At 65.5% G+C, this 21,884-nt stretch carries 16 protein-coding genes; 4 read left to right on the forward strand and 12 right to left on the reverse strand.

Annotated elements, in window-relative coordinates; all coding sequences use genetic code 11:
• Positions 1-61: 61 nt before the first annotated feature.
• The 8 genes from ACP150_RS01200 to ACP150_RS01235 form a co-directional block, all read right to left on the reverse strand.
• The gene (locus tag ACP150_RS01200; RefSeq protein ID WP_424964710.1) at positions 62-1,075 is read right to left on the reverse strand and encodes an ABC transporter substrate-binding protein; all 1,014 of its coding nucleotides are present in this window, start codon (positions 1,073-1,075) and stop codon (positions 62-64) included.
• Between the two features lie 208 nt (positions 1,076-1,283).
• On the reverse strand, positions 1,284-2,624 hold the full coding sequence (locus tag ACP150_RS01205; protein ID WP_424964711.1) for a GSCFA domain-containing protein: 1,341 nt from the start codon (positions 2,622-2,624) through the stop codon (positions 1,284-1,286).
• 169 nt (positions 2,625-2,793) lie between these two features.
• Positions 2,794-4,062, reverse strand: a complete 1,269-nt coding sequence (locus ACP150_RS01210; protein WP_424964712.1) for an amidohydrolase family protein — start codon at positions 4,060-4,062, stop codon at positions 2,794-2,796.
• Between the two features lie 6 nt (positions 4,063-4,068).
• Entirely contained in the window at positions 4,069-4,815 is a 747-nt protein-coding gene (locus tag ACP150_RS01215; RefSeq protein ID WP_424964713.1) for a class I SAM-dependent methyltransferase, read from the reverse strand.
• A 33-nt stretch (positions 4,816-4,848) separates the two neighbouring features.
• Entirely contained in the window at positions 4,849-5,796 is a 948-nt protein-coding gene (locus ACP150_RS01220; protein WP_424964714.1) for an ABC transporter permease, read from the reverse strand.
• A 1-nt stretch (position 5,797) separates the two neighbouring features.
• Positions 5,798-6,847 carry an ABC transporter permease gene (locus ACP150_RS01225; RefSeq protein ID WP_424964715.1) on the reverse strand — a complete coding sequence of 350 codons (1,050 nt, stop codon included), beginning with the start codon at positions 6,845-6,847 and terminating at the stop codon, positions 5,798-5,800.
• A complete protein-coding gene (locus ACP150_RS01230; protein ID WP_424964716.1) occupies positions 6,837-8,381 on the reverse strand; it encodes an ABC transporter ATP-binding protein in 1,545 nt (514 codons plus the stop codon). Before ACP150_RS01230 ends, ACP150_RS01225 begins: the two co-directional genes overlap by 11 nt.
• Entirely contained in the window at positions 8,381-9,409 is a 1,029-nt protein-coding gene (locus tag ACP150_RS01235) for a BMP family protein (protein WP_424964717.1), read from the reverse strand. The genes ACP150_RS01230 and ACP150_RS01235 overlap by 1 nt, the downstream gene beginning before the upstream one ends.
• A gap of 400 nt (positions 9,410-9,809) precedes the next feature.
• Here ACP150_RS01235 and ACP150_RS01240 point away from each other — a divergent pair, with 400 nt between their 5' ends.
• Positions 9,810-11,159, forward strand: coding sequence for a hypothetical protein (locus ACP150_RS01240; RefSeq protein WP_424964718.1), 1,350 nt, complete (start codon positions 9,810-9,812; stop codon positions 11,157-11,159).
• 69 nt (positions 11,160-11,228) lie between these two features.
• Positions 11,229-11,807, forward strand: a complete 579-nt coding sequence (locus tag ACP150_RS01245; RefSeq protein ID WP_424964719.1) for a sulfotransferase domain-containing protein — start codon at positions 11,229-11,231, stop codon at positions 11,805-11,807.
• A gap of 170 nt (positions 11,808-11,977) precedes the next feature.
• On the opposite strand, the gene ACP150_RS01250 is transcribed toward ACP150_RS01245, so the two are convergent.
• Positions 11,978-15,448, reverse strand: coding sequence for an efflux RND transporter periplasmic adaptor subunit (locus ACP150_RS01250; RefSeq protein WP_424964720.1), 3,471 nt, complete (start codon positions 15,446-15,448; stop codon positions 11,978-11,980).
• 324 nt (positions 15,449-15,772) lie between these two features.
• Here ACP150_RS01250 and ACP150_RS01255 point away from each other — a divergent pair, with 324 nt between their 5' ends.
• Both ACP150_RS01255 and ACP150_RS01260 read left to right on the forward strand, forming a co-directional pair.
• Positions 15,773-16,489: a hypothetical protein gene (locus tag ACP150_RS01255; protein ID WP_424964721.1), complete on the forward strand. Its 717-nt coding sequence runs from the start codon at positions 15,773-15,775 to the stop codon at positions 16,487-16,489.
• Positions 16,490-16,554: 65 nt separating this feature from the next.
• Entirely contained in the window at positions 16,555-17,490 is a 936-nt protein-coding gene (locus tag ACP150_RS01260; RefSeq protein ID WP_424964722.1) for an alpha/beta hydrolase family esterase, read from the forward strand.
• An 84-nt stretch (positions 17,491-17,574) separates the two neighbouring features.
• On the opposite strand, the gene ACP150_RS01265 is transcribed toward ACP150_RS01260, so the two are convergent.
• From ACP150_RS01265 to ACP150_RS01275, 3 genes are all read right to left on the reverse strand, one after another.
• On the reverse strand, positions 17,575-19,359 hold the full coding sequence (locus tag ACP150_RS01265) for an NAD-dependent epimerase/dehydratase family protein (protein WP_424964723.1): 1,785 nt from the start codon (positions 19,357-19,359) through the stop codon (positions 17,575-17,577).
• A 24-nt stretch (positions 19,360-19,383) separates the two neighbouring features.
• Positions 19,384-20,346: an NAD-dependent epimerase/dehydratase family protein gene (locus ACP150_RS01270; protein WP_424964724.1), complete on the reverse strand. Its 963-nt coding sequence runs from the start codon at positions 20,344-20,346 to the stop codon at positions 19,384-19,386.
• A 69-nt stretch (positions 20,347-20,415) separates the two neighbouring features.
• Positions 20,416-21,843: a tetratricopeptide repeat protein gene (locus ACP150_RS01275; protein WP_424964725.1), complete on the reverse strand. Its 1,428-nt coding sequence runs from the start codon at positions 21,841-21,843 to the stop codon at positions 20,416-20,418.
• Positions 21,844-21,884: the final 41 nt, after the last annotated feature.

The following is a 21,884-nucleotide window of genomic DNA, read 5'->3' on the forward strand; positions in this document are numbered from 1 at the left end:
CCGGCCCTTTCCCATAGGGCCGGGGCGACCTCCGCCCCGGCGTGTGAGTGACGTCGCGTGCTTACTTGAGCATCCGCATGGCAGCATCGGGCAGATAGGCGTCGGTGAAATAGAGGCTCATATCCGGCGTGGTCTGGAACTCGTAATTCTCGGCCAGTTGCGCCAGCGCCGTCTCCATGCGCGCCGCATCGATGCCGCCCATGCCGTTTTCAAGCGCATAGTCCGTGGCCACATTGGCGTCGATCGCCAGTTGCAGGCGGCGCTGCTCCAGCGCGACATCGGCCGCAGGATTGCGGTCCTGCACCATGGCCGCACCTGCAGCCGGGTCAGCGATCACGTCCGCCCAACCCTTGGCCACGGCCCCGAGAAAGCCGGTGACAAGCTCGGGGTTTGCCGCAGCGAACTCGGTATTGGCGATGATCGCATTGCCATAGAGCGCGAGCCCGTGATCGGCCATCAGAATGGTCGAGATGTCATCCTCCGGCACACCAAGGCGCACGAGGTTCAGATAGGACGAGAAGGAAAAGCCCGTGACCGCATCCACCTTGCCCTCGGCCAGCATCGGTTCGCGGGTCGGGAAGCCCACCGGCTCGACCGTGATTGCGTCCACGTCGAGGTCATTTGCACTGGCAAAGGCCGGGAACTGCGCCCAGGCGCCATCGGGGGGCGGCGCGCCCAGCACGCGTCCTTCGAGATCCTTGGGCGCCATCACCCCCTGGCTCTTGCGGCCCACAATCGCGAAGGGCGGTTTGTCATAGACCATCATCACGGCGATCACTGGCGCTCCCGGATTCTGATCGAGGAACTTGATCAGGCTGTTGATGTCGGCAAAACCCATGGGGAAAGCCCCGGTCGCCACCTTCGGGATCGCGTCCAGCGAGCCCTGCCCGGCCGAGATCTCGACATCGAGGCCGGCCTCGCCGAAGTGTCCGTTATCCACGGCGGCGAAATAGGCGGCCGAGGGGCCTTCGAATTTCCAGTCCAGTGCGAAGGGCACCTTGGTTTCGGCCCCGGCGGTCGTGGCTGCGGCGAGCACGGCCCCAGCCGCGCAAATCTGTGCAAAGCGTTGAAACACGCGTCGTCTCCCTGTGATTACGGCCCATTTGCGGACCTGATTGGGTCATGGCCCGAAGGCCCGATCAGCGCGCAGGTTCGGAAAGGGGCGCGGGAAGGTCAAGCGCTGGACGTGGTTTTTTGCTGCAAGGAGGGGCATCTGCCCAAGAAACCGGCAAGGGATTCCGGATCAGGCGGGTCCGTCCAGCCCGGTCCAGCCGCGCGCGCGGCTAACGCTTCCGCGCTGCCTTGCGCGCCTTGCGCCCGCGGCGAAACTTGCGGCGCTTGGGAAAACGCGTGGCATGGAGGTCGAGATAGTCGCGCGCCACAGCCATGCGGTCCAGCTGCTCCAGCCATCGGATCAGCCGTTCGAGCGCCCGGTGATCCTCGGGATCCTGCTCGACCACGTCCGAGATCGCGGCGACCGCCTCGGGGATCCGGTCGCTCCGGCGCAGGGCCACCGCAAAGGCCTGATGCAGCTCCGGGGTCCGGGCGCGTTCGGGCGCGTCCCCGAGCAGATCGATGAGTTCGCCATAGCGCTCCAGCCGCGTGAGGAGCCGGGCATTGGTGACAAGGGCCGCGCGGCGCAGGGCGTCATCCTCGCCCGTCATGTAGCGCGCCCGGACCTCGGCCATGATCCGCGCCACCAGATCCGGGGCCACATGGCGGAAATCCCCTTCGGTCCAGGCCGCAGCCGGGTCGCTCAGGGTGACGCATTCATAGGATGGAAAGTAATCCACCCCCTCGGCTTCGGCGACAAAGGCGTCCACCGCCGCCCGTTGGACGGATTTCGAATAGCTATTGGCCAGCAACACATCCATGTCGCGAAACGTGGCCCGCAGCGGGACAGGCGAGACCGTCAGCAACATGCGCAAGGGTTTGGTGCGGACCCGGCTCAGCAACCCGTGGATCTCGCGCAGTCCGGCGAGGATCTGGTCGTAACTCAGGACTTCGAAGACAAAGCGGTCCGGGAACCGCGCGCAAAGTGCTGGCGGCGGCGCGATGTTCAGGGGGATGTCGAGCTCTGTGTCGCGCCAGCTCTCCACATGGCCGAGGGTCAGCACGATCAGGTCCGCCTCGGCCACCCGCGCGGTCACGTCGAGGGCCCGGTGCCGAAAGGCGAGGATCTCGTCCCGCGGGAAAGCCAGCTTGGCCGAGCCGAGGGTCAGGTCGCGATAGGCGCTGTCATCCTCGCGGAGGGGATAGAAGAGCGGCGCACCGGGAAAGCTGTCGCGCTCCAGGGCCCAGCGCAGCTCGGTGGCCATGGCGGGCACCGTGTAGGCGTTGAAGAAATTGGCCGGATCTTCGAGCGAGGCGCCGATCGGCCCGAGATCGAGATCTCGGCTGAGGACGGTCATGCCCGAGGCCGCGAGGGCCGTCTCGATCTCGCGCGCAAAGCAAGAGCCCATGGCGAACACCGTATCCTCGGCCGAGATCCGGAACCCGGGCGTGCTGGCTGGCATGGCCAGTGGATAGAGCCGGTCGCCCCCGGCATCAGGCATGGGATAGCGGCGGAACGGGTTGCGCCCGGCGCGACGGAGGACCTCGTGGGCCGTCTCGCGCCTGCTCATGCAGCCCTCGCAGAACCGGGCGCTCGGCGGCGCGGTCCTTGCAGGACCGCGCAGACCCGCGACAGGGCAATCGGTCTGCCATAGAGTCGCAGCACCCGCCCCCATAGCGCGTCCGCGCGGTCCCCATGGGGACCGCGCCACCGGTCCGAGGGGCGATCAGGCATCTGCATCAATGGCGGCGGCGCACGCTGTCCGGGCGCGCGGGCAGGGTCAAACGGCTGTCATTGCGCGCCTTCTGCGCCACGAGCTTTCCCTTTGAAATCACCGCCAGCCGGTCCGGGCGCAGCCGCACCGCCTCGATCGGGTTGCCTGCATCCAGCACCACCAGAGAGGCCATCTTGCCCGTCGCCAACCCGTAGTCCTCCAGCCCCATGATCGCCGCATTGGTCTCGGTCACCATCTCGAAGCAGCGGGCCATTTCCTCGGGCGCGGTCATCTGCGCCACATGCAGCCCCATGAAGGCCACGTCGAGCATGTCGCCCGTACCCAGCGAGTACCAGGGATCGCGGACGCAATCCTGCCCCCAGCCCACGGGGATGCCCAAGCTTTGCATCTCCTTCACCCGGGTCAGCCCGCGCCGCTTGGGATAGGTGTCATGCCGGCCCTGCAGCACGATATTGATCAACGGGTTGGGGATCGCCGCGATCCCCGCTTCGGCCACCATGGGCAGCAGTTTCGAGACGTAGTAATTGTCCATCGAATGCATCGAGGTGAGATGGGATCCGGCCACCCGCCCCTGCAGCCCGCAGCGGATCGTCTCGGCGGCCAGCGTCTCGATATGGCGGGACAAGGGGTCATCGGTCTCGTCACAATGCAGATCCACCGGCAGGCCACGCTCCGCCGCGATCTCGCAGAGCGCGCGCACCGAGGCTGCGCCATCGGCCATGGTCCGTTCGAAATGCGGGATGCCGCCGACCACATCCACGCCCATATCCAAGGCGCGCAGGGTATTCGCCTCCGCCGTGGGGTCGCGGTAGAACCCGTCCTGCGGAAAGGCCACGAGCTGCAGGTCGAGATAGGGCTTCACCGTCTCGCGCACCTGCAACATCGCCTCGACGCCCTTCAGGCTGTCATCGCAGGTATCCACATGGGACCGGATCGCCAGCAAGCCCATGGACACCGCCCAGTCGCAATACCGCAGGGCGCGCGCGACCATCTCGTCAATGGTCGCCTGCTCCTTCAGCTCGCCCCAAAGGGCAATCCCCTCGAGCAGCGTGCCCGAGGCGTTGATCCGCGGCGTGCCATAGCTGAGCGTGGCGTCCATATGGAAATGCGGATCGACAAAGGGCGGGCTCACCAGATCGCCCATGGCATCGATCACCAGACCGGCCTCGGCCGCGATCCCCGGCGCGATATCTACAATCCGGTCCCCCGCGATCGCGATATCGGCCACCTGCCCATCGGGCAGCGTGCCGCCCCGCACCAGAATGTCGATCATGCTCGCCTAGCCCTCGCTTGCCTGGGCCCCTGCGGCCAGCGCCTCTTTCTTGGCGCGATGCGCCGCCTGACGCGCCAGCATATCCGTCTGCCACTGGCGCAGACCGGAGATATCCCGCCCGAAGCTCAGCACGACCTTGTTGCCGACCTCGAGCATCTCGCACCCGGTCTCGGCGACGAACTCGGTGATCGCCCGGGCCACGCTGTCGAAGGTGAAGTCATCGCAAAGCATCAGACCATCGGGCGCCAGCGCGCCGCGATAGCTGCGCATGTCCTCGAGACAGCCTTCATAGGAATGATCGCCGTCGATATAGATGAGATCCGCCTTGATCCGGCGCTTGATCAGCACGGTCGCCGCCTCCCGCGAGGGCAGCGGTAGCGCGGTGATCACATCCGTGAGCCCCGCATCGATCACATTGCGCATGAAGGTCGCGTGGATCGTCGGCAGGCCCGCCTGCATCTTCAGCGTCTCTTCGGCATAGCCCGCCCGCAGCCAGAGCCCGCTGGCCCCGAGAAACGTGTCGATGCAGAGGATATCGGTCTCGATCCCGGCCTCCCGGCAGGCCTCGGCCATATGGATCGCCGACGCCCCTTTCCAGGTGCCGACCTCGACGATCTTGGCGGGTTTCAGCTCGGTCAGCAGCTTGGCAAAGATGCCCGCCGTGCTGCCCCAGCCTTGTCGGTCGGGCGGAACACTGTCCAGATCGAAACCGGCATAGGGGTCCTCGGTGTAGAAATAGTCGCGAAACTTCATGAGCTTGCCTGTCTTTTACGCGCGAGCACCACCTCAGCGTGTGCCCTTGTTATAGGGCACCATGAGCGCTGCGGGAACCTCTGCGCGTCGCGACATCACAACAAGGGCAAGAATGGACAGGATATAGGGCAGCATCAGGAAGACCTGATAGGGGATATCCGCCCCCAGCGGCGTCTGTTGCAGCCGCACCTGCAGCGCGTCAAACGCCGCGAAAAGCAGCGCCCCCAGCAGGGCCTTGCCCGGCCGCCACGCGCCAAAGACCACCAGCGCGATGCAGATCCATCCACGCCCGTTCACCATCTCGAAGAAGAAGGAGTTGAAGGCCGACATCGTCAGGAACGCGCCGCCCACGGCCATCAGCCCCGACCCCACGATCACCGCGCCCATGCGCAGGCCCGTGACCGACAGGCCCTGCGCCTCGACCGCGCTGGGGTTCTCGCCCGCCGCGCGCACCGCGAGCCCCAGGGGCGTGCGGTAGAGAACCAGCGCGGTCAGGATCGCGACGATAAAGGCCAGATAGGTCAGCGGCGTCTGGGAAAAGAGCGCCTCGCCGACCAGCGGCAGGTCTGACAGCAGCGGCACCTCATAGGTCTGAAACGCCTCGATCCGCGGCGGGCTTGAGACCTCGGGCAGCGCCACGCGATAGGCGAAATAGGTGGCCGAGGTTGCCAGCAAGGTCACGCCGAGGCCCACCACATGCTGGCTCAGCCCGAAAGGCACAGTCAGCGTCGCATGGACCAGCCCGAACAGCATCCCGGCCATGGCCGCAATCGCCACCCCGGTCCAGAGATCCGCACCGGAATAGACCGCCATCCAGCCCGCAAAGGCCCCGGCGACCATGATCCCCTCGATCCCGAGATTGAGCACACCCGCCCGCTCGCAGATCAGCTCGCCCATGGTGGCAAAGATCAGCGGGCTCGCAATGCGGATCGCCGCGGCCCAGAAGCTCGCCGAGAGCAGGATATCGAACAGCTCCGCCATCTCAGCCTCGCACCACCCGGAACCGGGTCAGCATGATGGCGAGCACCATGCTCAAGAGCGCCAGCGCCAGCAGGATATCCGCGATATAGGTGGGCACGCCCGCCGCCCGGCTCATGCTGTCCGCGCCGACAAAGATCCCCGCGACGAAGAGCGCCGAGATCACCACGCCCAGCGGGTTGAGCAGCGCCAGCATGGCGACGATGATGCCCGTATAGCCAAAGCCCGGGCTCAGATCGAGCGTGAGCGAGCCCTTGAGCCCCGCCACCTCGGAGAACCCGGCCAAGGCCGCGAGCCCACCCGACAGAAAGGCGGTCTTGAGGATCACCTTGCCCACGGGGATGCCCGCGAACCGCGCGGCTTGGGCGTTCAGGCCCACGGCGCGCATCTCGTAGCCCAGCGTGGTGCGGGTCTGGATCACCCAGACCACCCCCGCCGAGATCAGCGCGAGCCCGAACCCCCAATGGAGCCGCAGCCCTTCGATCAGGCGTGGCAGGCGGGCCTCGGCCACCAGCCGTTCCGATTTCGGCCAGCCCATGCCCATCGGGTCCTTCATCGGCCCCTCGAGCAGCATGGACACGAAGAGCAGAGCGATGAAATTCAGCAAGAGCGTCGTGACCACCTCGTCCACCCCGAGCCGCGTCTTGAGGATCGCCGGGCCCAGCAGCAGGATCGCGCCCGTGACCATCGACGCGATCACCAGCGTCGGCAGCAGGATCCCCGCCGGCCAGGGCAGAAACCCTGTCCCCAGAAGCACCGTGATCACCGCGCCGCCATAAAGCTGCGCCTCCGCCCCGATATTCCAGAGCTTCGCGCGAAAAGCGACAGCCACGGCCAGCCCGGTGAAAATGAGCGGCGTCGCCCGGTTCAGCGTCTCCAGCAGGGCGAATTTCGAACCGACCGCCCCTTGGATAATCAGCCCCAGCACCGAGAACGGGTCGCCCCCGGCCAGCAGTGCCAGCCCCGAAGCCGCGATGACCGTCAGGGTCAGCGCAATCGCGGGCAGGCCCAGCGTGCGGCCCATCCCCGGGTCTGCAATCGGTTCAAGCCGCATGGGAGGCCTCCGCAAATCCGTCGCCCGCCATCCAGACGCCCAGCTCGGCGGGCGTCATGGTCCCGCGGGCGAATTCGGGCGACAGCCGCCCCTCGGACATCACATGGATCACATCCGAGAGCGCCAGTACCTCGTCGAGATCCTCGGAAATCAAAAGCACCGCCGCCCCGCCATCGCGGGCCTTGATCAGCTGCTCCTGCACGTAAGTCACCGCGCCGATATCGAGGCCGCGCACGGGCTGATTGGCCAGCACGATGCGCGGCGCATCCTCCAGCACCCGGCCCAGAATAAGCTTCTGCATGTTCCCCCCTGAAAGCAGCCGGATCGGCGTCTCGGGCCCCGGGCAGCGCACGTCATAGGTGTCGATCACCTCGCGCGCGAAATCCCGCGCCGCGCCCCAGCGCATCCAGCCGCGGCGGCTGAACCCTGCACTGGGATAGGCTTCGAGGATCGCGTTCTCGGTCAGGGAAAAATCGGCAATGGTTCCGGTCTTGTGCCGGTCCTCGGGGATCCGCCCGATCCGCTGGGCCAGGGCCGCGCGGGGCGACCAGTCCGTGACCGGCGCATTGCCAAGGCGCATCTCGCCCGAGGCGGGCGCGATCAACCCGCCGATCAGGTCGGCAAGGGCCGCCTGCCCGTTGCCCGAGACCCCGGCGAGGCCGGTGATCTGGCCCGCGCGCAGATCCAGCGTCACCTTGGCCAACCCCGGCGCCGCGCCTTCGCTGGGTGTGCTGACCTGATCAAGGCTCAGAAGCGCCGGACCGGGCGTCGCCGGGCGCGGGGCCACCGGCGCGATCTCGGCGCCGACCATCATCTCGGCCAGCTTGTGGCGGTCGGTCTCGTCCGTGGCCACCCGGCCCACCACCTTGCCATGGCGCAGAACCACCACGCGGTTCGCAATCGCCATGACCTCATGCAGCTTGTGGGAAATGAAGATCACCGACATGCCCTGGGCCACGGCCTTGCGCAAAGTCGCGAACAGTGCGTCCGCCTCTTGCGGGGTCAGAACGGCCGTGGGCTCGTCGAGGATCAGGATCCGCGCATCTCGGTAGAGCGCCTTGAGGATCTCGACCCGCTGCCGTTCACCCACGGTCAGGGTCCCGACCCGGGCATCCGGGTCCACCTCAAGCCCAAAGGACTGCGCCAGATCCGCGAGCTTGCGCCGCGCGGCCCCCGTGCCAAGTGCGGTGCGCCAGATCGACTGGGTCCCGAGGATCACATTGTCCAGCACGGTCAGATTGTCCGCGAGGGTGAAATGCTGGTGCACCATCCCCACACCGGCCGAGAGCGCGGCGCGCGGCTCCCCGGGCGGGAGCGGCTGGCTAAACACCTCCACCCCGCCTTCATCGGCCGTGTAATGGCCAAACAGGATGTTCATCAGCGTGGTCTTGCCCGCCCCGTTCTCACCGAGCAGGGCCAGCACCTCGCCCTCGGCCAGATCAAAGGAGATCTGATCATTGGCCGTGAGCGCGCCGAAGCGTTTGGTAATGCTGTCGAGGCGCAGCACAGGCTGCGCCCCGGGAAGTCCGGTCATCAGGAGGATTTCGGCTCGGTGTCGTTGATCTCCACCGTGAAGCTGCCATCGCGGATCGCCGCATCGCGGGCCTTCACCAGATCCATGACCTCTGCGGGGACCTTGCCCTCGAAGGTGCCGAGGGGTGCGAGGCTGCTGCCGCCTTCCTTCATGTAGGAATAGACGCCGTAATTGTCGGCCTCAAACGTGCCTGCATTCACTGCCGCAATGGCGGCCTGCAGGGTCGGCTCGAAATGCCACAGGGCAGAGGCGACGACCGTGTCGGGGTAATCCGCCTGGGTGTCGATCACGTTGCCGATAGCCAGAAGCCCCCGCTCCTGCGCCGCATCGGAGACCCCGAACCGCTCGGCATAGAGCATGTCGGCGCCGTTCTCGATCATGGCAAAGGCGGTCTCCTTGGCCTTGGGCGGATCGAACCAGGACCCGATGAAGCTGACCTGGAAGGTGACATCCGGATTGGTCTCGCGCGCACCGGCCATGAAGGCGTGCATCAGGCGGTTCACCTCCGGGATCGGGAAGCCGCCGACCATGCCGATATTGCCTGCCTCGGACATGGAACCGGCAATCAAACCAGTGAGATAGGCGGCGTCCTGAATGTAGTTGTCGAAGACCGCGAAATTCGCGAGGCCCGGATCCTCAAGGAAAGACGAGCCCATGAGGAAAGCCACCTCGGGGTAGTCCGCAGCCACTTCGCGGGCTTCGGCCTCGACCGCGAAAACCTCGCCGATCATCAGCTCGATCCCGCTCTCGGCATATTCGCGCATCACCCGCGGATAGTCCGTATTCGCCACGTTCTCCGAGAAGGTATAGGTGATCTGACCCGCCGCCGCCGCGGCCTCGGCGGCGATATGGATACGGCTCACCCATTGCTGTTCGACCGGCACGGTGTAGATCCCGGCGACCTTGATCGGCTCGGCCGCACGGGCCCCGGGCACGAGCGCACCCGCGGCCAAAAGGGCCAGAGCGGAGCTGAGCAGCGCGCGGCGGGAGAGCCCCGAGCCGGGCAGTGAGGTCTTGCGTTGGGTCATGAGGTGGGCTCCCTATCGGTGTTTTTTTGTAATCCGCCCTGACGGAAAATCGGCTCGCGGGCGGCATCAAGCTGAAACCGGCGCGGGGCCATGCCCGGGCTGGGGCGGTTTGCACGCCCGATGAAAGAATAGGCACGGAACGCTGGAACGCTCAAGACGCAGGCGCCCCAGGCGGGAGGATTTCCTGCGCCGAGGACAGAGGCCAAGCACGAGGCGGGCGCGGCCAACGCATGAAAAAGGCGGCCTCCGTAGGGGCCGCCCATTGGTCTGATCAGAGCGCGGCTCAGTCCTTGGCCGCGTCTTTCTTCCAGTTGGTCCAACCGCCCTCGGGCGCCTTGGAAGCTGCCGGGGCTTCGGCTGCAGGGGCCGGAGCCGCCTGGGCCTGGGCCGCGTCGGCGCCTTGGCCGCCACCGCCGAACCGTCCCGCGAACCGCCCGGGCTGCACATTGCCCGGAGCCGCGTTGCCATCACCGCCGCCTTTGGCATTGCGGAGCCGCTCCGCGAAGCGACCGCCGCCGAACCCTCCGCCCTGCTGCCCACCCTGCGCGCCGCCCTGCGCATTGCGGAGCCGTTCCGCAAAGCGACCGCCGCCGAAACCGCCGCCCTGCTGGCCCCCTTGGTTGCCTTGATTGCCTTGGTTGCCTTGTTGGCGATTGGCGAGGAACCCCGCGAGACGGCCATTGCCGAAACCACCCTGGCCGCCCTGCCCGCCTTGCGGACCGCCCTGCTGGGCACCTTGGCCAAAGCCGCCGCCTTGACCGGCCTGACCGCCGCCGAAACGCCCACCGAAGCCACCGCCCTGTTGGCCGCCGCCCTGATTGCCTTGCTGGCGATTGGCGAGGAAGGCCGCGAGGCGTCCGTTCCCGAACCCGCCTTGGCCACCTTGACCGCCTTGCGGGCCGCCCTGCTGAGCGCCCTGACCGGCCCCGAAGCGACCGCCGCCCTGGCCTCCACCGAACCGACCGCCGCCCTGTCCCGCAGCACCTGGCCCGGCTTGACCGCCGCCAAAGCGACCGGCTGCTTGGCCGCCGCCCTGTCCGCCAGCCTGGCCACCGCCAAACCGTCCGCCGAAGCCACCGCCCTGACCACCGGCACCGCCTTGGGCTGCCTGACCGCCGCCAAAGCGACCACCGAACCCGCCGCCCTGGCTTGCCGCAGCTTGACCGGCCCCTTGGCCCGCCTGACCACCGCCGAAACGACCGCCAAACCCGCCAGCCTGACCACCTGCCTGGCCGCCACCTTGTCCGAAGCGGCCCCCGAAGCCGCCACCCTGACCTCCCGCGCCACCGGCAAATCCGCCCTGACCACCGCCAAAGCCGCCGCCGGCCCCGGCGCCGAACCGGCCGCCTCCGGCTGCGCCGCCCGCAGCCCCCGCGCCGGCCGCCGCACCGCCGGTGTTCTGCGCTGCGAAACGACCGCGACCGAAGCGGCCGCGCAGGCCCCCTGCCGGGGCCGCGCCGCCACCGAACCCGGTCGCCGGTGCTGCAGCCGCCTCGGCTGCTGGTGCGGCCTTGGTCTCGGGTGCCTTGGCTGCAGGCGCCTTGGCTGCGGTCTTCGATGGAGTTTTCGCCGTCGCGCTCTTGGCGCGTGTGGTTTTCGCGGCGGGTTTACTGGGACTGGCCGGTTTTTTTGCCATATCAAAAACTCCTGTGAGAATAGGGTCCGGGGATTTGAATGCGTTGATGTGACACAGCGCGCATGGACGCGCTGTCCTCCTCTCCGGTATGCCGCGTTAGGGGTTTGTGTGTAAACACTCTTTGGAACCCTGCGCGGATGCAGCAGCATCTCGCCCCGCGACTTTTGCGACGAAGGATCTTTCATGCACGACTCTGTTGATTTCGTAGCCGTCGTGTCCGGCCTGCCCCGGTCCGGCACATCGATGATGATGCGGATGCTGACCGCCGGGGGATTTCCGCCCGTGGTCGACCATGAGCGTGAACCCAATGACGACAATCCGCTCGGCTATTTCGAGTTCGAACCGGTCAAGGCGCTGAAGGAGGATGACAGCTGGGTCGCGAAATCCACCGGCCATGTGGTCAAGGTGATCTACAAGCTGGTCTATGATCTGCCCATCGACGTGCCCTACCGGATCGTTTTCCTCCAACGGGACTTGGGTGAAGTGGTCGCGAGCCAGGAGAAGATGCTGGAACGCGAAGGGCTGGACCCCAATGCGGTGGACCGGGATCTGATGATCAAGCTCTTTCAGGGCGAGGTCTTCGATTTTCAGAAATGGGCGCGCGCCCAGCGCAATATCGAGATCCTCTTCGTGGATTACAGCACCATCGTGACTGACCCGGCCTCCTCGGCCGCGCGCATTGCGGAGTTCTTCGATTGCGGGCTGGATGTGCAGGCCATGGCCGAGGCCGTGGACCCGACCCTCTATCGCAACCGCGCCTGACCGCGCCCACCCGCCCCTTGGCGGGGCAATTGGTCACAGTCCGATACTGCCTGTGGAAGTGCGGTTCACCGCCAGCCGGTGGGACGAGGGGCTTTCCCGACGCGCGCCGCGCCAATGGGGACGGCCCCATAACCGGCAGGTAACTGCGCCCCGGGTAATGGCAAGGCCCTTTACGGGATCCAGCCCCAGACCTCGATCAGGAAGAAGCGGACAAAGAGACGGGTGAACGCCTCCCATGTCTTCATCTCTGCCCCGTCGATCTTGGCAAACCCGGTCATCTCCGGGCGGAAGAACCCCTCTTCATTGGGGAACTGGGTTTTTACCCGCACCACCCGGCCGAAATCCTCGACCTCAGCCGAGGGGGCGATGGAGACCACTGTGCCCAACCGCTCTTCATCGGGGATGGCCCAGGCCTTGAGGCGGACCACGTCGCCCAGCTGGACCAGTCCGATATCGGTCTCCGAGACACTGACCTCCGCCCGGGCGACCTCATGGTCTTCGATCTCGACAAACAGCTCCCCGACATTGAGGTACTTGCCGCGCAGCAGATGCACGTTTTCAGAAACGATCCGACCCGGCGCGATGGCGCGCAGCTCCACCTTGTCGAGCTGATCCTGATGATAGACGAGCTCGGCTTTCAGCCGCTCAATCTCTGCCTCGGCCACGGCCACATCGGTGGTTGTGGGAGGCGCAGTAATCTCGGCATGGCGCGCCTCGGCACTGCGCAGCTCGATCTGGCCGGTCTCGTATTGCATGCGGATCCGCTCATACTCGACCTGCGAGATGGCATTGCGATCCAGAAGCTCCTGCGCGCGCTCCGCCTGCGACAGCAGGAAGGGCAGCTCCGCCTGAGCGTGGGCGACGCTTTCCTCGACAATCGCGATCTCCTCGGGGGTGGCCCCGTCGAGCAAGTCTTCAAGCCGGGCCTCGGCTTGGGCCAGCTTGGCCCGCCGCACCTCAACCTCCATCCGCGGTTCCCAGTCGGACATCCGCGCCAGCAGATCCCCTTCGGCGACCACATCGCCCTCGGCCACAAAGATCTCGATCAGCTCCCCGGCGACACGGGCGCCGACTTCGGACCGGGTGTCAGGCAGGATCACGAAATCCCCGCCCACTTCGAACTCGTAGGGTTGGAAGGCCGCATAGGTCAGCGCCCCCAGCAAGACCAGCGTGCTCAGCCGGAAGACCCATTTGCTGCGCCGGGATTTTGCGGTGTTCTCGGCGTAAAGCCCCGGCAAGGGGCGCGGCCCGGCCTTGGTCAGGTCGCGGCTCTGTCCAAGGGCCAGGGCGCGACTGCTCTGGGGCACGGGCACCAGCGCACGGCTCTGGGCCGCCGCGCCGCCACCAGCCGCGAAACCACCCGGCGCACCTGCACCCCCGAAGCCCCCGGCACCGCCGCCAAATCCGCCGGCCGCCCCGCCGCCGGAGCCGCCCTGCGCGGCCTTCTCGGCCATTTTTTCGGCGATCACGGTCTTCATCGTGGCCTTGGCCATCTCTTCCTTCTTGGCCTTCATGGACAGGATCCAGACGCCGAACGCCACCAGGAGCGCAAAGAAGATCGCCACGCCCGAGCCCCCAAACCGCCCCACCAGCGCGGTCGAGACAAACACCGCGAGAAAGCTCAGGATCAAGCCGGTGAACAGCATCGAGCCGATCACGTAGGAGACGAAAATCTTCTTCTCCCCCGGGGTCGGATCGGGGAGCGTGATGCCCAGCTTGCTCTGATTGCCCTTGAACATCCACGCATAGGCGCGCTGCTTGAGCATCTCCTGCCGGAAATAGGTGGTGAGATACTTGTAGCCATCCCCCGACGACAGCGGGAACGCCGTCAGCACCAGTGTGATCAGCGCGATCTGCGAAACCAGCAGCGCCACATCCGGCAACACGGTCTGCGAGGACCGCGCAAAGGCCCAGAACACGGTGCCCAGGGCGAAAATCGCGAGCCGGGTCCGCATGGTCGTGGCATAAACCGCAAGCTTGCCCTCGCGCGACAGCTTGCGCACACCGCCCTCATCCACCGCGAAGCGCGGGATCACGAAGAGGAGCATCCTGAAGCCGAAGCCAGGGGTCTCGCCTCCTTGTCGGTGGATCGCCAACCCGGTCAGAAACGCGGTGAAGAAATTCACCGTCAGGGTGGAGGCGATGATCCGCCAGAAGAGATCGATTGCCCCTCGCGCGCTACTGATGCTGGTGCCGTATTCGGACAAGCGCGTGAAAACCGCCATGAAGGCAAAGATCGTCAATGGCCAGAGCAGCCATTTGAACCAGCCAAGCCAGCCAAAGACCGCATTGACCCCCGCGAAGAGCCCGGTGGGGTTGAACAGCTTGCGGATACTTTTCGCGGCGCTGTCGGATTTCAGATCCGCGTGACGCTCGAACTTGAGCTTGCGCCCGGCAATGGCGGCATTGGCGATCTGGGGTGCGTCCTCGCGCGTCTCTTCCGCCGGGTCAGGGTCGGAAGACGGGGTTGGACCTGCGCCGGGGTCGGCATGACCCCGGGCCTGCGCGCCCTGTGCCCCGGGTTTCGGGCTGGCGGGCTTGTGCGGGACCCCATCACTGAGCCCGGTCTTGCGAAAGACCGGCTTTTTGGGCGCGGGTTTTTCCGCCTCCCCTGATGCGGATGCGGCGTCTGGCGTGCCGCCTGTGTCACGCCCTGCCGGGCTCGGCGGGATCGCGGCAGGGGCCGCAGGCTGCCGCCCTGCGGAGAAGCGAGAGGATTTGGGATCAAAACCGGGGATCTTGCCTGCGGGTTGATCCGGTTCGGGCGTGGCCTCAGAGCGATCTGCGTTGCCGGAGGGCGTGTGGCTCTCCCCGGTTGCGGCGGTGTCCTCTGACGTCTCCGCTGTCTCGCGCGGCGCGTCGGGCGTCGGCGCGGCGGTTTGCTCGGTCGTTTGTTCCGGTTCAGTTGCGGCCTGCGCAGGTTTGTCCTCCCGCGCTTTGGCCTGTGCTGCCGCCCGTGCGGCTTGCGCGGCGGCGCGGAAGCTGGGCGGTGTCGCACCCGGAGAGGGCTTCGGCGCATCTGCCCCCTTACCCGGGTCCAGCGCGGCATCGGGCGCGGAGGCTGGTTTGGCAGGGTCTGCTGCGCGCGGAGGGACCGGGGCGACATCAGCCGCGCCGTCGTCAGATGCCGCTGCGGCCTTTTCCGAAAAGATCAGATCCTCGAGCCCGTCGATATCGTCGTCCGGATTGGGCAGCGTTTTCGGCTCGGACGCCAGCAGGTCTGCATCCATCTCGGCCTTCGCCGCCACCTCGTCGGGCTTTGCCGTCTCGGGCTCTGTTCCCGGCGCGCCCTTGATTGCGTCCCGCGGCGCTTGGTCCTGCCCAGCGCGCGCATCCTCGAGAAGCACCCCCGCCGCAACCATCTGCGCAGCAAACCCCGCGAGAGTGGACTTGCGCACCGCCTGGCCGAACGAGGTCTTGAAAGCCGCGCTGACCTGTTCAAAGCTGCGCCCCCGTCCGAGTTGCGACAGCAGAAAAAACTCTTCCGTGCCAAGACGAAACAGCCGACCGGACTTCGCGTCCTTGTAGAACCCATGGGTGCCCTTGCCCCCCTCAGACCGGGAGACCTTGGCATCTGGATTGAGCTTGTATCGTTTCGCGGGCGCCCCGTCGGGCACCAGCGCTGCATTGCCTCGGGGCATACGGTCCCGCCTGCTGAAAAAACACACTCGGCCTTAGGGTTTAAATCCCACAACACAATGTGTTTTTCAATCACAGAGCGTGTCGCAATTGACCATTGTTGCGCGGATCACCCGCATCGCCGGTCAGGGAGGGCCACCCCGGGCCATGAAGAAGACTGCCAACAAGATACTGCTATTTGGTGTGCGCAGCGGTGTTTTTTCGCCTGCAAAACGACGCAGTTCGTGCAAATGCGTAGATCTTAAGCTAGAATTCACCCTAGGCTTGCGATGTAGTGATACATCCTAGTCCACACTCCCAGAGCTATTCAGCGACACAGGTCCCTCATGAGTCTCGAATTTATTTCCGAATGCGCCGCCGTTCAGTACGGCGATCCCGATCATCTTATCATCATGTTCAGTTCAAACGCCGCGGTGCGACGCAAGTCCTTCGACTTCAAGGATTATGCCCGCGACCTGCCGCAAACCTTTCTTTTCCTTCGAGAAACCAGCGTTCACACCGGATTCCATAACGGCATCCTCGGTCTGAGCAATGATCTCGATGAAACCGTCGAGTTCCTGCAGTATTTCATCAAGAAGATGGGGCCCAAGCGGGTCACCATGTTCGGTGCCTCCATCGGTGGCTATGCCGCTCTGATCTACGGGTATCTGGTGGGCTGCGATGACGTGATCACCGTTGGCACGGTGACCTTCGTCGACCCCAATACCCGTGACGCGCTCAATGGCGCGGGTGAGCGTGTGCCCGGTGCCATGGAAGGCATGGTCGAGTTCTATACCAGCCAAGGGATGGAGCCGCGCTATCTCGATGCCTGGCCGCTGATCGAGGCGAACCCGGACAAGGTGAAGGCCGTGCGTCTCTATTACACGCCGGAGGATGCGATCGATACGACGCAGAGCCTCCACGTCGCGCGCCTGCCGAATATCAAAGCGATTCCCTGCCCCGGCACGACCCATCGCTATATTGGCGTCATGTTGATCAGAGACGGGACAATCGGGAACGATTTCGCCAATCCGGTGGAAGAGTTCGACGCCGCGCCGGCCTGACACTATCGGATAGCAAGGGCGTGTGGTGTAGGGTAACCTTGGTCAACGTTACACAAGGTATGATGATGCTCCGCACCACACTTCTCAGATACATATCCCTCAAGCTCAGTTGCATTGCCCTGCTCGCGGCAGTGGCCGTCACCACCGCACCAACGCCGGCAGAGGCGAAATTCGAGGTGGTCGAGCGGACGATCAAGGTTGGCAACCGGGAGCGGAGCTATCGCGCCTATGTCCCCGACCGTGTGCGCGCGGGGCGCGAAACCTCCGTGATCATCGCGTTCCACCCCGCGCTTGGCTCCGGCAAGGGCTTCGTCGATCAGGCAAATCTGCACCGGGCCTCCGGGGCGGAAGACTTCATCATTGTCTATCCCGAAGGGTTCCGCCGGACCTGGAATGGCGGCGATTGTTGCGGCCCGGCACAGCGGCGCAATATCGATGACCTCGGTTTCGTGAAAGCAATCTTCAAGGATCTGGAAAACTTCGGGCCGATCAGCAAAAGCCGGAATTTCGCCGCCGGGTTTTCCAATGGCTGGGTCATGAGCCAGCAGGTCGCTTGCCAGATGCCGGACCGGTTCCGCGGGATCGCCGGGGGCGGCGCCGTCAAACAGGATCTGGGCGGATGCGGGCGCGGATCGCCTGTCTCGGTTTTCATCATGCATGGGCTTGAAGACACGATTGCCCCCTATCAGGGCGGTAAAAGCTCGTTGAATAAAACCGGACGCGGCGCGGAGCTTCCCTCTGTCGGGCAGATGGCGAGCTTCTGGAAGGGCGCCAATGGCTGCGGCGGGAAATCGTCCAGCTCGCGCCTGAAAGGGGCCAGCTGCGAAAGCTACAAGAGCTGCTCTGGCGGGGCCGAGGTGACCGTTTGCGCCGTTCCGAATATGGGCCATTGGTGGCCCGGCCACGCCGGTGGAAAACGCGGCGAGAAGACATTCGGGCCCTCGCGCGGGGATCTGAACGGCGCGGGTGCGGCGATCAGCTTTTTCCGCTCGAAGCTCTGACGCCAGATGGCATGGCGGCGGCCTCTGACGAGCCCGCCGCAGACCCGCACCGTTGCTGACCGATGCAGGCGCGACGGCGCGCGGTCAGGCGTTTTGTTGCACTGCGGAAAGACCGGTCAGACGCGCGGCGTCTTCCCAGACCTGCCAGGCCGCGTCTTCGTCATAGGTGCGCGGCGCAGAGGACGCGATCGTCTCCATCTCCAGATAGAGACCCGTCTTTCCGGCGAATTCGGGTGCCGAGGCCAGGGTCACGATGGCCATGGCGGATTCCTTGACCGAGGTCGCGCGTTGTTGCGGCTGGTCCGGGATCTCGCCGTCACCGGCCGCCTCCGGCCGCGCCTCGCCGGGGTTGATGGCATTGACCGTGACGCTGCTCTCCTCCAGCAACTGGGCCATCACATAGCTTGCCTGCAGGTTCTGAAACTTCGCCTCGGCATAGGCATCGGTGCCCTGAAAGGCCCCCTCCTCGGCAATGGCACCCGTGGCGTCACGATGTTCATCGGAACTGACCATGACAATCCGCGCAGCATCGGCGGCCTGAAGGGGTGCGGCGAGAAGGTTCGACAACAGGAAGGGCGCAATATGGTGCAGGGCAACCGTCATCTCGAGCCCCTCCTTCGTCTCGCGCCGTGTGTTGAAGCGGCGATCCTCGCTATGAATCAGAATGTCGATCTTCGGGTGGCGCGCAGAGAGTTCCATCGCCACATCGCGCAGCGCCTCGAGACTTGAGAGATCCGCTTCGAGAAAGGTCCCGGCGACCCCGTTAAACCCGGTTTCCACCTCTTGCAGAAGGGCCTTGCCGCTCCGCGCATTGCTGTCGACCGCGGCGATGGTCGCGCCCAGACGTCCCAGAAGCAAGGTCGTCGCCCGTCCGACGCCGCGGGTTGCGCCCGTGATCACCACGACCTTGCCGGCCAGGGGCGTTTCCCCAAGCTCGAGCGCGCGGGACACGAAACCGCTCTTGCGCGGCAAAGCCTCCAGCAGACCTTCGGCCCCCAATTCGCGAATGACCGCTTGAACGGTTTGCGACAACGCGGGCCAGATGGGGTGTCTCGGTTTGAATCCGGTTTGATCGGTCAAAGCCTCGGTCGAGATCACCGCAACGGTCGGTTGATGGGCCGGGCGCAATGCGTCATCGGCCTCGGCCTCATTGGTCAGAATCCGGGCGAGGCGCCCAAGTTCCTGATCCAGAACGCGATCGGAAAAAGCGACCGGCGCTGCCACGTTAAGCGCCATGCCCTCGGCCGTATCCGCGCGGGCCACCGCAGTCAGGGCGGCGATGACATCGCGGCTCTCCACCGGTTGGAAGCGCCCCGGCGCGGCTGCATCCTCCACGAGGATGCCCCGCACGAATGACAACGCGGCAGGATTCTCGGGGTGGAGGATCAAGGGCGCGCGCAGCACGGCCCAGTTCATCTCGCTCTTTGCCAAGCGTGCCTCGACCTCAAGGGTCAGCCGCGCTGTTGCGGACAATTCGGAGGGCTCGCGCAGCGGAGCGTCTTCGTCGAGGGTCCCGGCGACACCCTTGGGCGGCGCATAGATTTCCGTCGAGCCCAGAACCACAAGACGGATGCCGGGTGACGCGTCAATCGCAGCAAACAGCTTGAACAACCGCCTGTCGCGCAGGGTATCCGCGTCAGAGAGCGGCTCGGCAAGATCCACGGCCAGCACCAGCTCACACTCGTCCAGAAGCTTGGCAAACACATCCTTACGGCTCGGCCAGGCTCGCCAGATCACCCGCGGATCATCGGCAAAGCGCGAGGGCTCCTCGGACAGGGACAGTGCCGTAACGCCATGCCCGGCCGCACGCAACGCCGCAATCAACTGCAGGCCAAGAAAGCTGTCCGCCCCGGTGACAAGCACGTTCATCGTTGGTCACTCCCCTTCACGCGCTCAATCGCCGATCAGATGCGGAGGCAGTTTGATGCCCGCCGATGAATAGAATTCCAGACGGCCCAAAACCTCAGAAATGCAGGCTTTGACATCCATCCGCGCCGTCCAGCCCAAAGCGTGGAGCTTGGCCGGATCATATTTGCGCAGCCCGAGATTGTGGCGCGCGGCCAGATCGCGGAACGGATTGTCCGTCTTGCCGACATTCATGATGTCCCAGGTCAGGGCCTGCACATCGTAGATCGTGATCGGCTCGTCATTGGCCACGAGGTAACGCTGGTTCGCCGCCTTCGGATGCTCCCCCGCGAGCAGCGCAGCAGAGGCCACATCCGAGCCATGCACCCATTGCATCGTGTCCCAGACCTGGCGCAGGGTGTCGAGACCATCGGGCTGACGCAACACGGCGATGACCATCTGCTCGATGAAGTGGCTCTTGCGCCCTGACACAAGCGTCGGACGCAGGATCGCATATTCAAGACCATGGGTCAGATGCGCCCGGGTGACCGCATCCTCGGCGGCCATGAGCGATTCCGAATGGGCGATCTGTTGCGCACCACCGAAGGGTTCGCGATGCGCCTCATCGGTCACCGGCCATTGCCAGGGCTTCTCATGGGGCGTGTAGACCACGCTGGAGGTACATAGGACGAAGCGTTTCACCTTGCCGATGGCATGATCGATGAGGTTTTGGGTCCCATCCGCGTTTACATGCATCATATGCTTGGCCGATTTCGCCGGAGGCGGACCGACCAAAGCGCAGTGGTAGATAATGTCGATTTCGTCGACGGCTTCGGCCATGGCAGTCGGGTCCGACAGCTCCCCCATCACGATCTCGATCCGGTCGCGATAATTGATGCGGTGCATGCTGTCCGGCAGAGACAGGACCCGGACCTCGTGGTCCGTCTGCATCAGGGCTTCGAGCACGTATTGCCCGATGGCACCGGTTGGTCCGGTCACGAGTATGCGCACGCTGGGGTCTCTCCGGTGGGGTGTCGTCCCGGGCACGCGCGCGCCCGGAACGGTTGGTTTTCGTCTGGCTTAGTTCTGCGGAGCGCGGTTGCCGCGGCGGCGCTGGAGGATGTTGCGCATCACACCGCCATTGCCGCGACGGCCCTGGCCCTGAGGTGGCAGAACCTCCCCGGTGACGGCCGATCCGCCCGCGGTCTCGGCTGCCCCGCCATTTTGTTGCTGGGCGCGCCGTTCCTGAATCCGAGCACGCAACCCGCCCGGCGCCTGGCCGTTCGCATTGTTCCCATTTCGCTGCTGGGCGAGCCGCTGCAGCACCTGCTGGCGACGGTTCGCATTCGGACCTTCGCGGTTCTCCTGACGCTTGGCGCGACGGGCGCGGCGACGGGCGCGCGGATCTTCATCCTTGCGGGCCGCGACTTGCTCGGCGCGCTTGGCGGCGAACACATCCTTGTAGATCTGGATCAGCGCCGCGCCGGTTGCACCAGCATTGGCCGCCTTGGCCGCGTCGATCTCGGCCAGAAGCGTGTCGCCGCCCTGCCGCATGGCCGAAATCGCCGCGCGATAGGACTGTTCCGCGGACTCCCATTTCTCTTCCTCGACGAAGGCATCACCATAGAGGCGATGGACTAGGCTTGTTGTCTTGTTGCCCCGCGAGCTGCGCGCCAGCAACGACCGTGCTTCGCTCAGCTTGTGCTGCGGGATCAGGCTTTGGACCAGCGCGATCCGTGCCAGTGCCCCCCGTTCGGCAGATGCCAGGGGACGCAGTACCGCTTCGGCGCCTTCGTAATCCTCGGCGCGCAGCTTCATGCGGCCCAAGGACATGGTCAGGCGACGGTTGCCCGGCTGTCCTTCAAGCGCCTTCTCGAGGATCGAGATCGCCTCGGCCTTGTTGCCTTCGCGCATGCAGACATTGGCCAGTTGCACCGCGGTCCCAGTGTCCGTCGGGTTGGCCGCGAGCGCATGCTCGAGCTGCGCCTTGGCCTCATCCGCCTGGCTGTTCTGGCGCAGAAGCGCGGCGAGCTGACGCCGCACCCGCGCCGATTGCGGATCCACTTCCACGGCGGTCTTGAGAACCTCGATCGCGGCTTCGGGTTTCTTGTTCTGGCTGTGGAGGCGCGCCAGCCCCATCAGCGCGCGCATGTTGCGCGGGTCGACCTGCAAGGCCTTGTGGTAGTTCGCCTCGGCATACTCGGAATTGCCGCCGCGCACACCGATCTGCGCCGCCATGAGGGCCGCGGTGGTGTTCGTCGGCTCGATCTCCTGCACGCGCTCGACATAAGGGGCCGCCTCATCCAGGCGTTTTTCGCGGACCAGCGACACGCCATAGGCCAGCATCGCACGGGTGTCCGACGGGTCCGCTTCCATCATCATCTGCAGCTCGGCGCGGGCCTCGTCATTGCGGCCCTCTTTCATCAGGCTGCGCACGTAATTCATCGCTTCGTTCTGGTCGCCTCCGACCTGCTGAACATTCGGGGTCCAATCTGGGGTTTGGGACATTGTCCTCACTCCTTCCTGTTTCGTTGAACGACTTCTGTCGC

Source organism: Dinoroseobacter sp. S375 (assembly GCF_049800775.1).
Taxonomy (GTDB): domain Bacteria; phylum Pseudomonadota; class Alphaproteobacteria; order Rhodobacterales; family Rhodobacteraceae; genus Dinoroseobacter.

Coding starts and splice junctions, on each gene's coding strand:
- ACP150_RS01215 (WP_424964713.1), bottom strand. CDS start 4,815: ATGAAGTTTCGCGACTATTTCTACACCGAGGACCCCTATGCCGGTTTC.
- ACP150_RS01250 (WP_424964720.1), bottom strand. CDS start 15,448: ATGCCCCGAGGCAATGCAGCGCTGGTGCCCGACGGGGCGCCCGCGAAA.
- ACP150_RS01230 (WP_424964716.1), bottom strand. CDS start 8,381: ATGACCGGACTTCCCGGGGCGCAGCCTGTGCTGCGCCTCGACAGCATT.
- ACP150_RS01225 (WP_424964715.1), bottom strand. CDS start 6,847: ATGCGGCTTGAACCGATTGCAGACCCGGGGATGGGCCGCACGCTGGGC.
- ACP150_RS01275 (WP_424964725.1), bottom strand. CDS start 21,843: ATGTCCCAAACCCCAGATTGGACCCCGAATGTTCAGCAGGTCGGAGGC.
- ACP150_RS01245 (WP_424964719.1), top strand. CDS start 11,229: ATGCACGACTCTGTTGATTTCGTAGCCGTCGTGTCCGGCCTGCCCCGG.
- ACP150_RS01205 (WP_424964711.1), bottom strand. CDS start 2,624: ATGAGCAGGCGCGAGACGGCCCACGAGGTCCTCCGTCGCGCCGGGCGC.
- ACP150_RS01210 (WP_424964712.1), bottom strand. CDS start 4,062: ATGATCGACATTCTGGTGCGGGGCGGCACGCTGCCCGATGGGCAGGTG.
- ACP150_RS01220 (WP_424964714.1), bottom strand. CDS start 5,796: ATGGCGGAGCTGTTCGATATCCTGCTCTCGGCGAGCTTCTGGGCCGCG.
- ACP150_RS01255 (WP_424964721.1), top strand. CDS start 15,773: ATGAGTCTCGAATTTATTTCCGAATGCGCCGCCGTTCAGTACGGCGAT.
- ACP150_RS01260 (WP_424964722.1), top strand. CDS start 16,555: ATGCTCCGCACCACACTTCTCAGATACATATCCCTCAAGCTCAGTTGC.
- ACP150_RS01265 (WP_424964723.1), bottom strand. CDS start 19,359: ATGAACGTGCTTGTCACCGGGGCGGACAGCTTTCTTGGCCTGCAGTTG.
- ACP150_RS01235 (WP_424964717.1), bottom strand. CDS start 9,409: ATGACCCAACGCAAGACCTCACTGCCCGGCTCGGGGCTCTCCCGCCGC.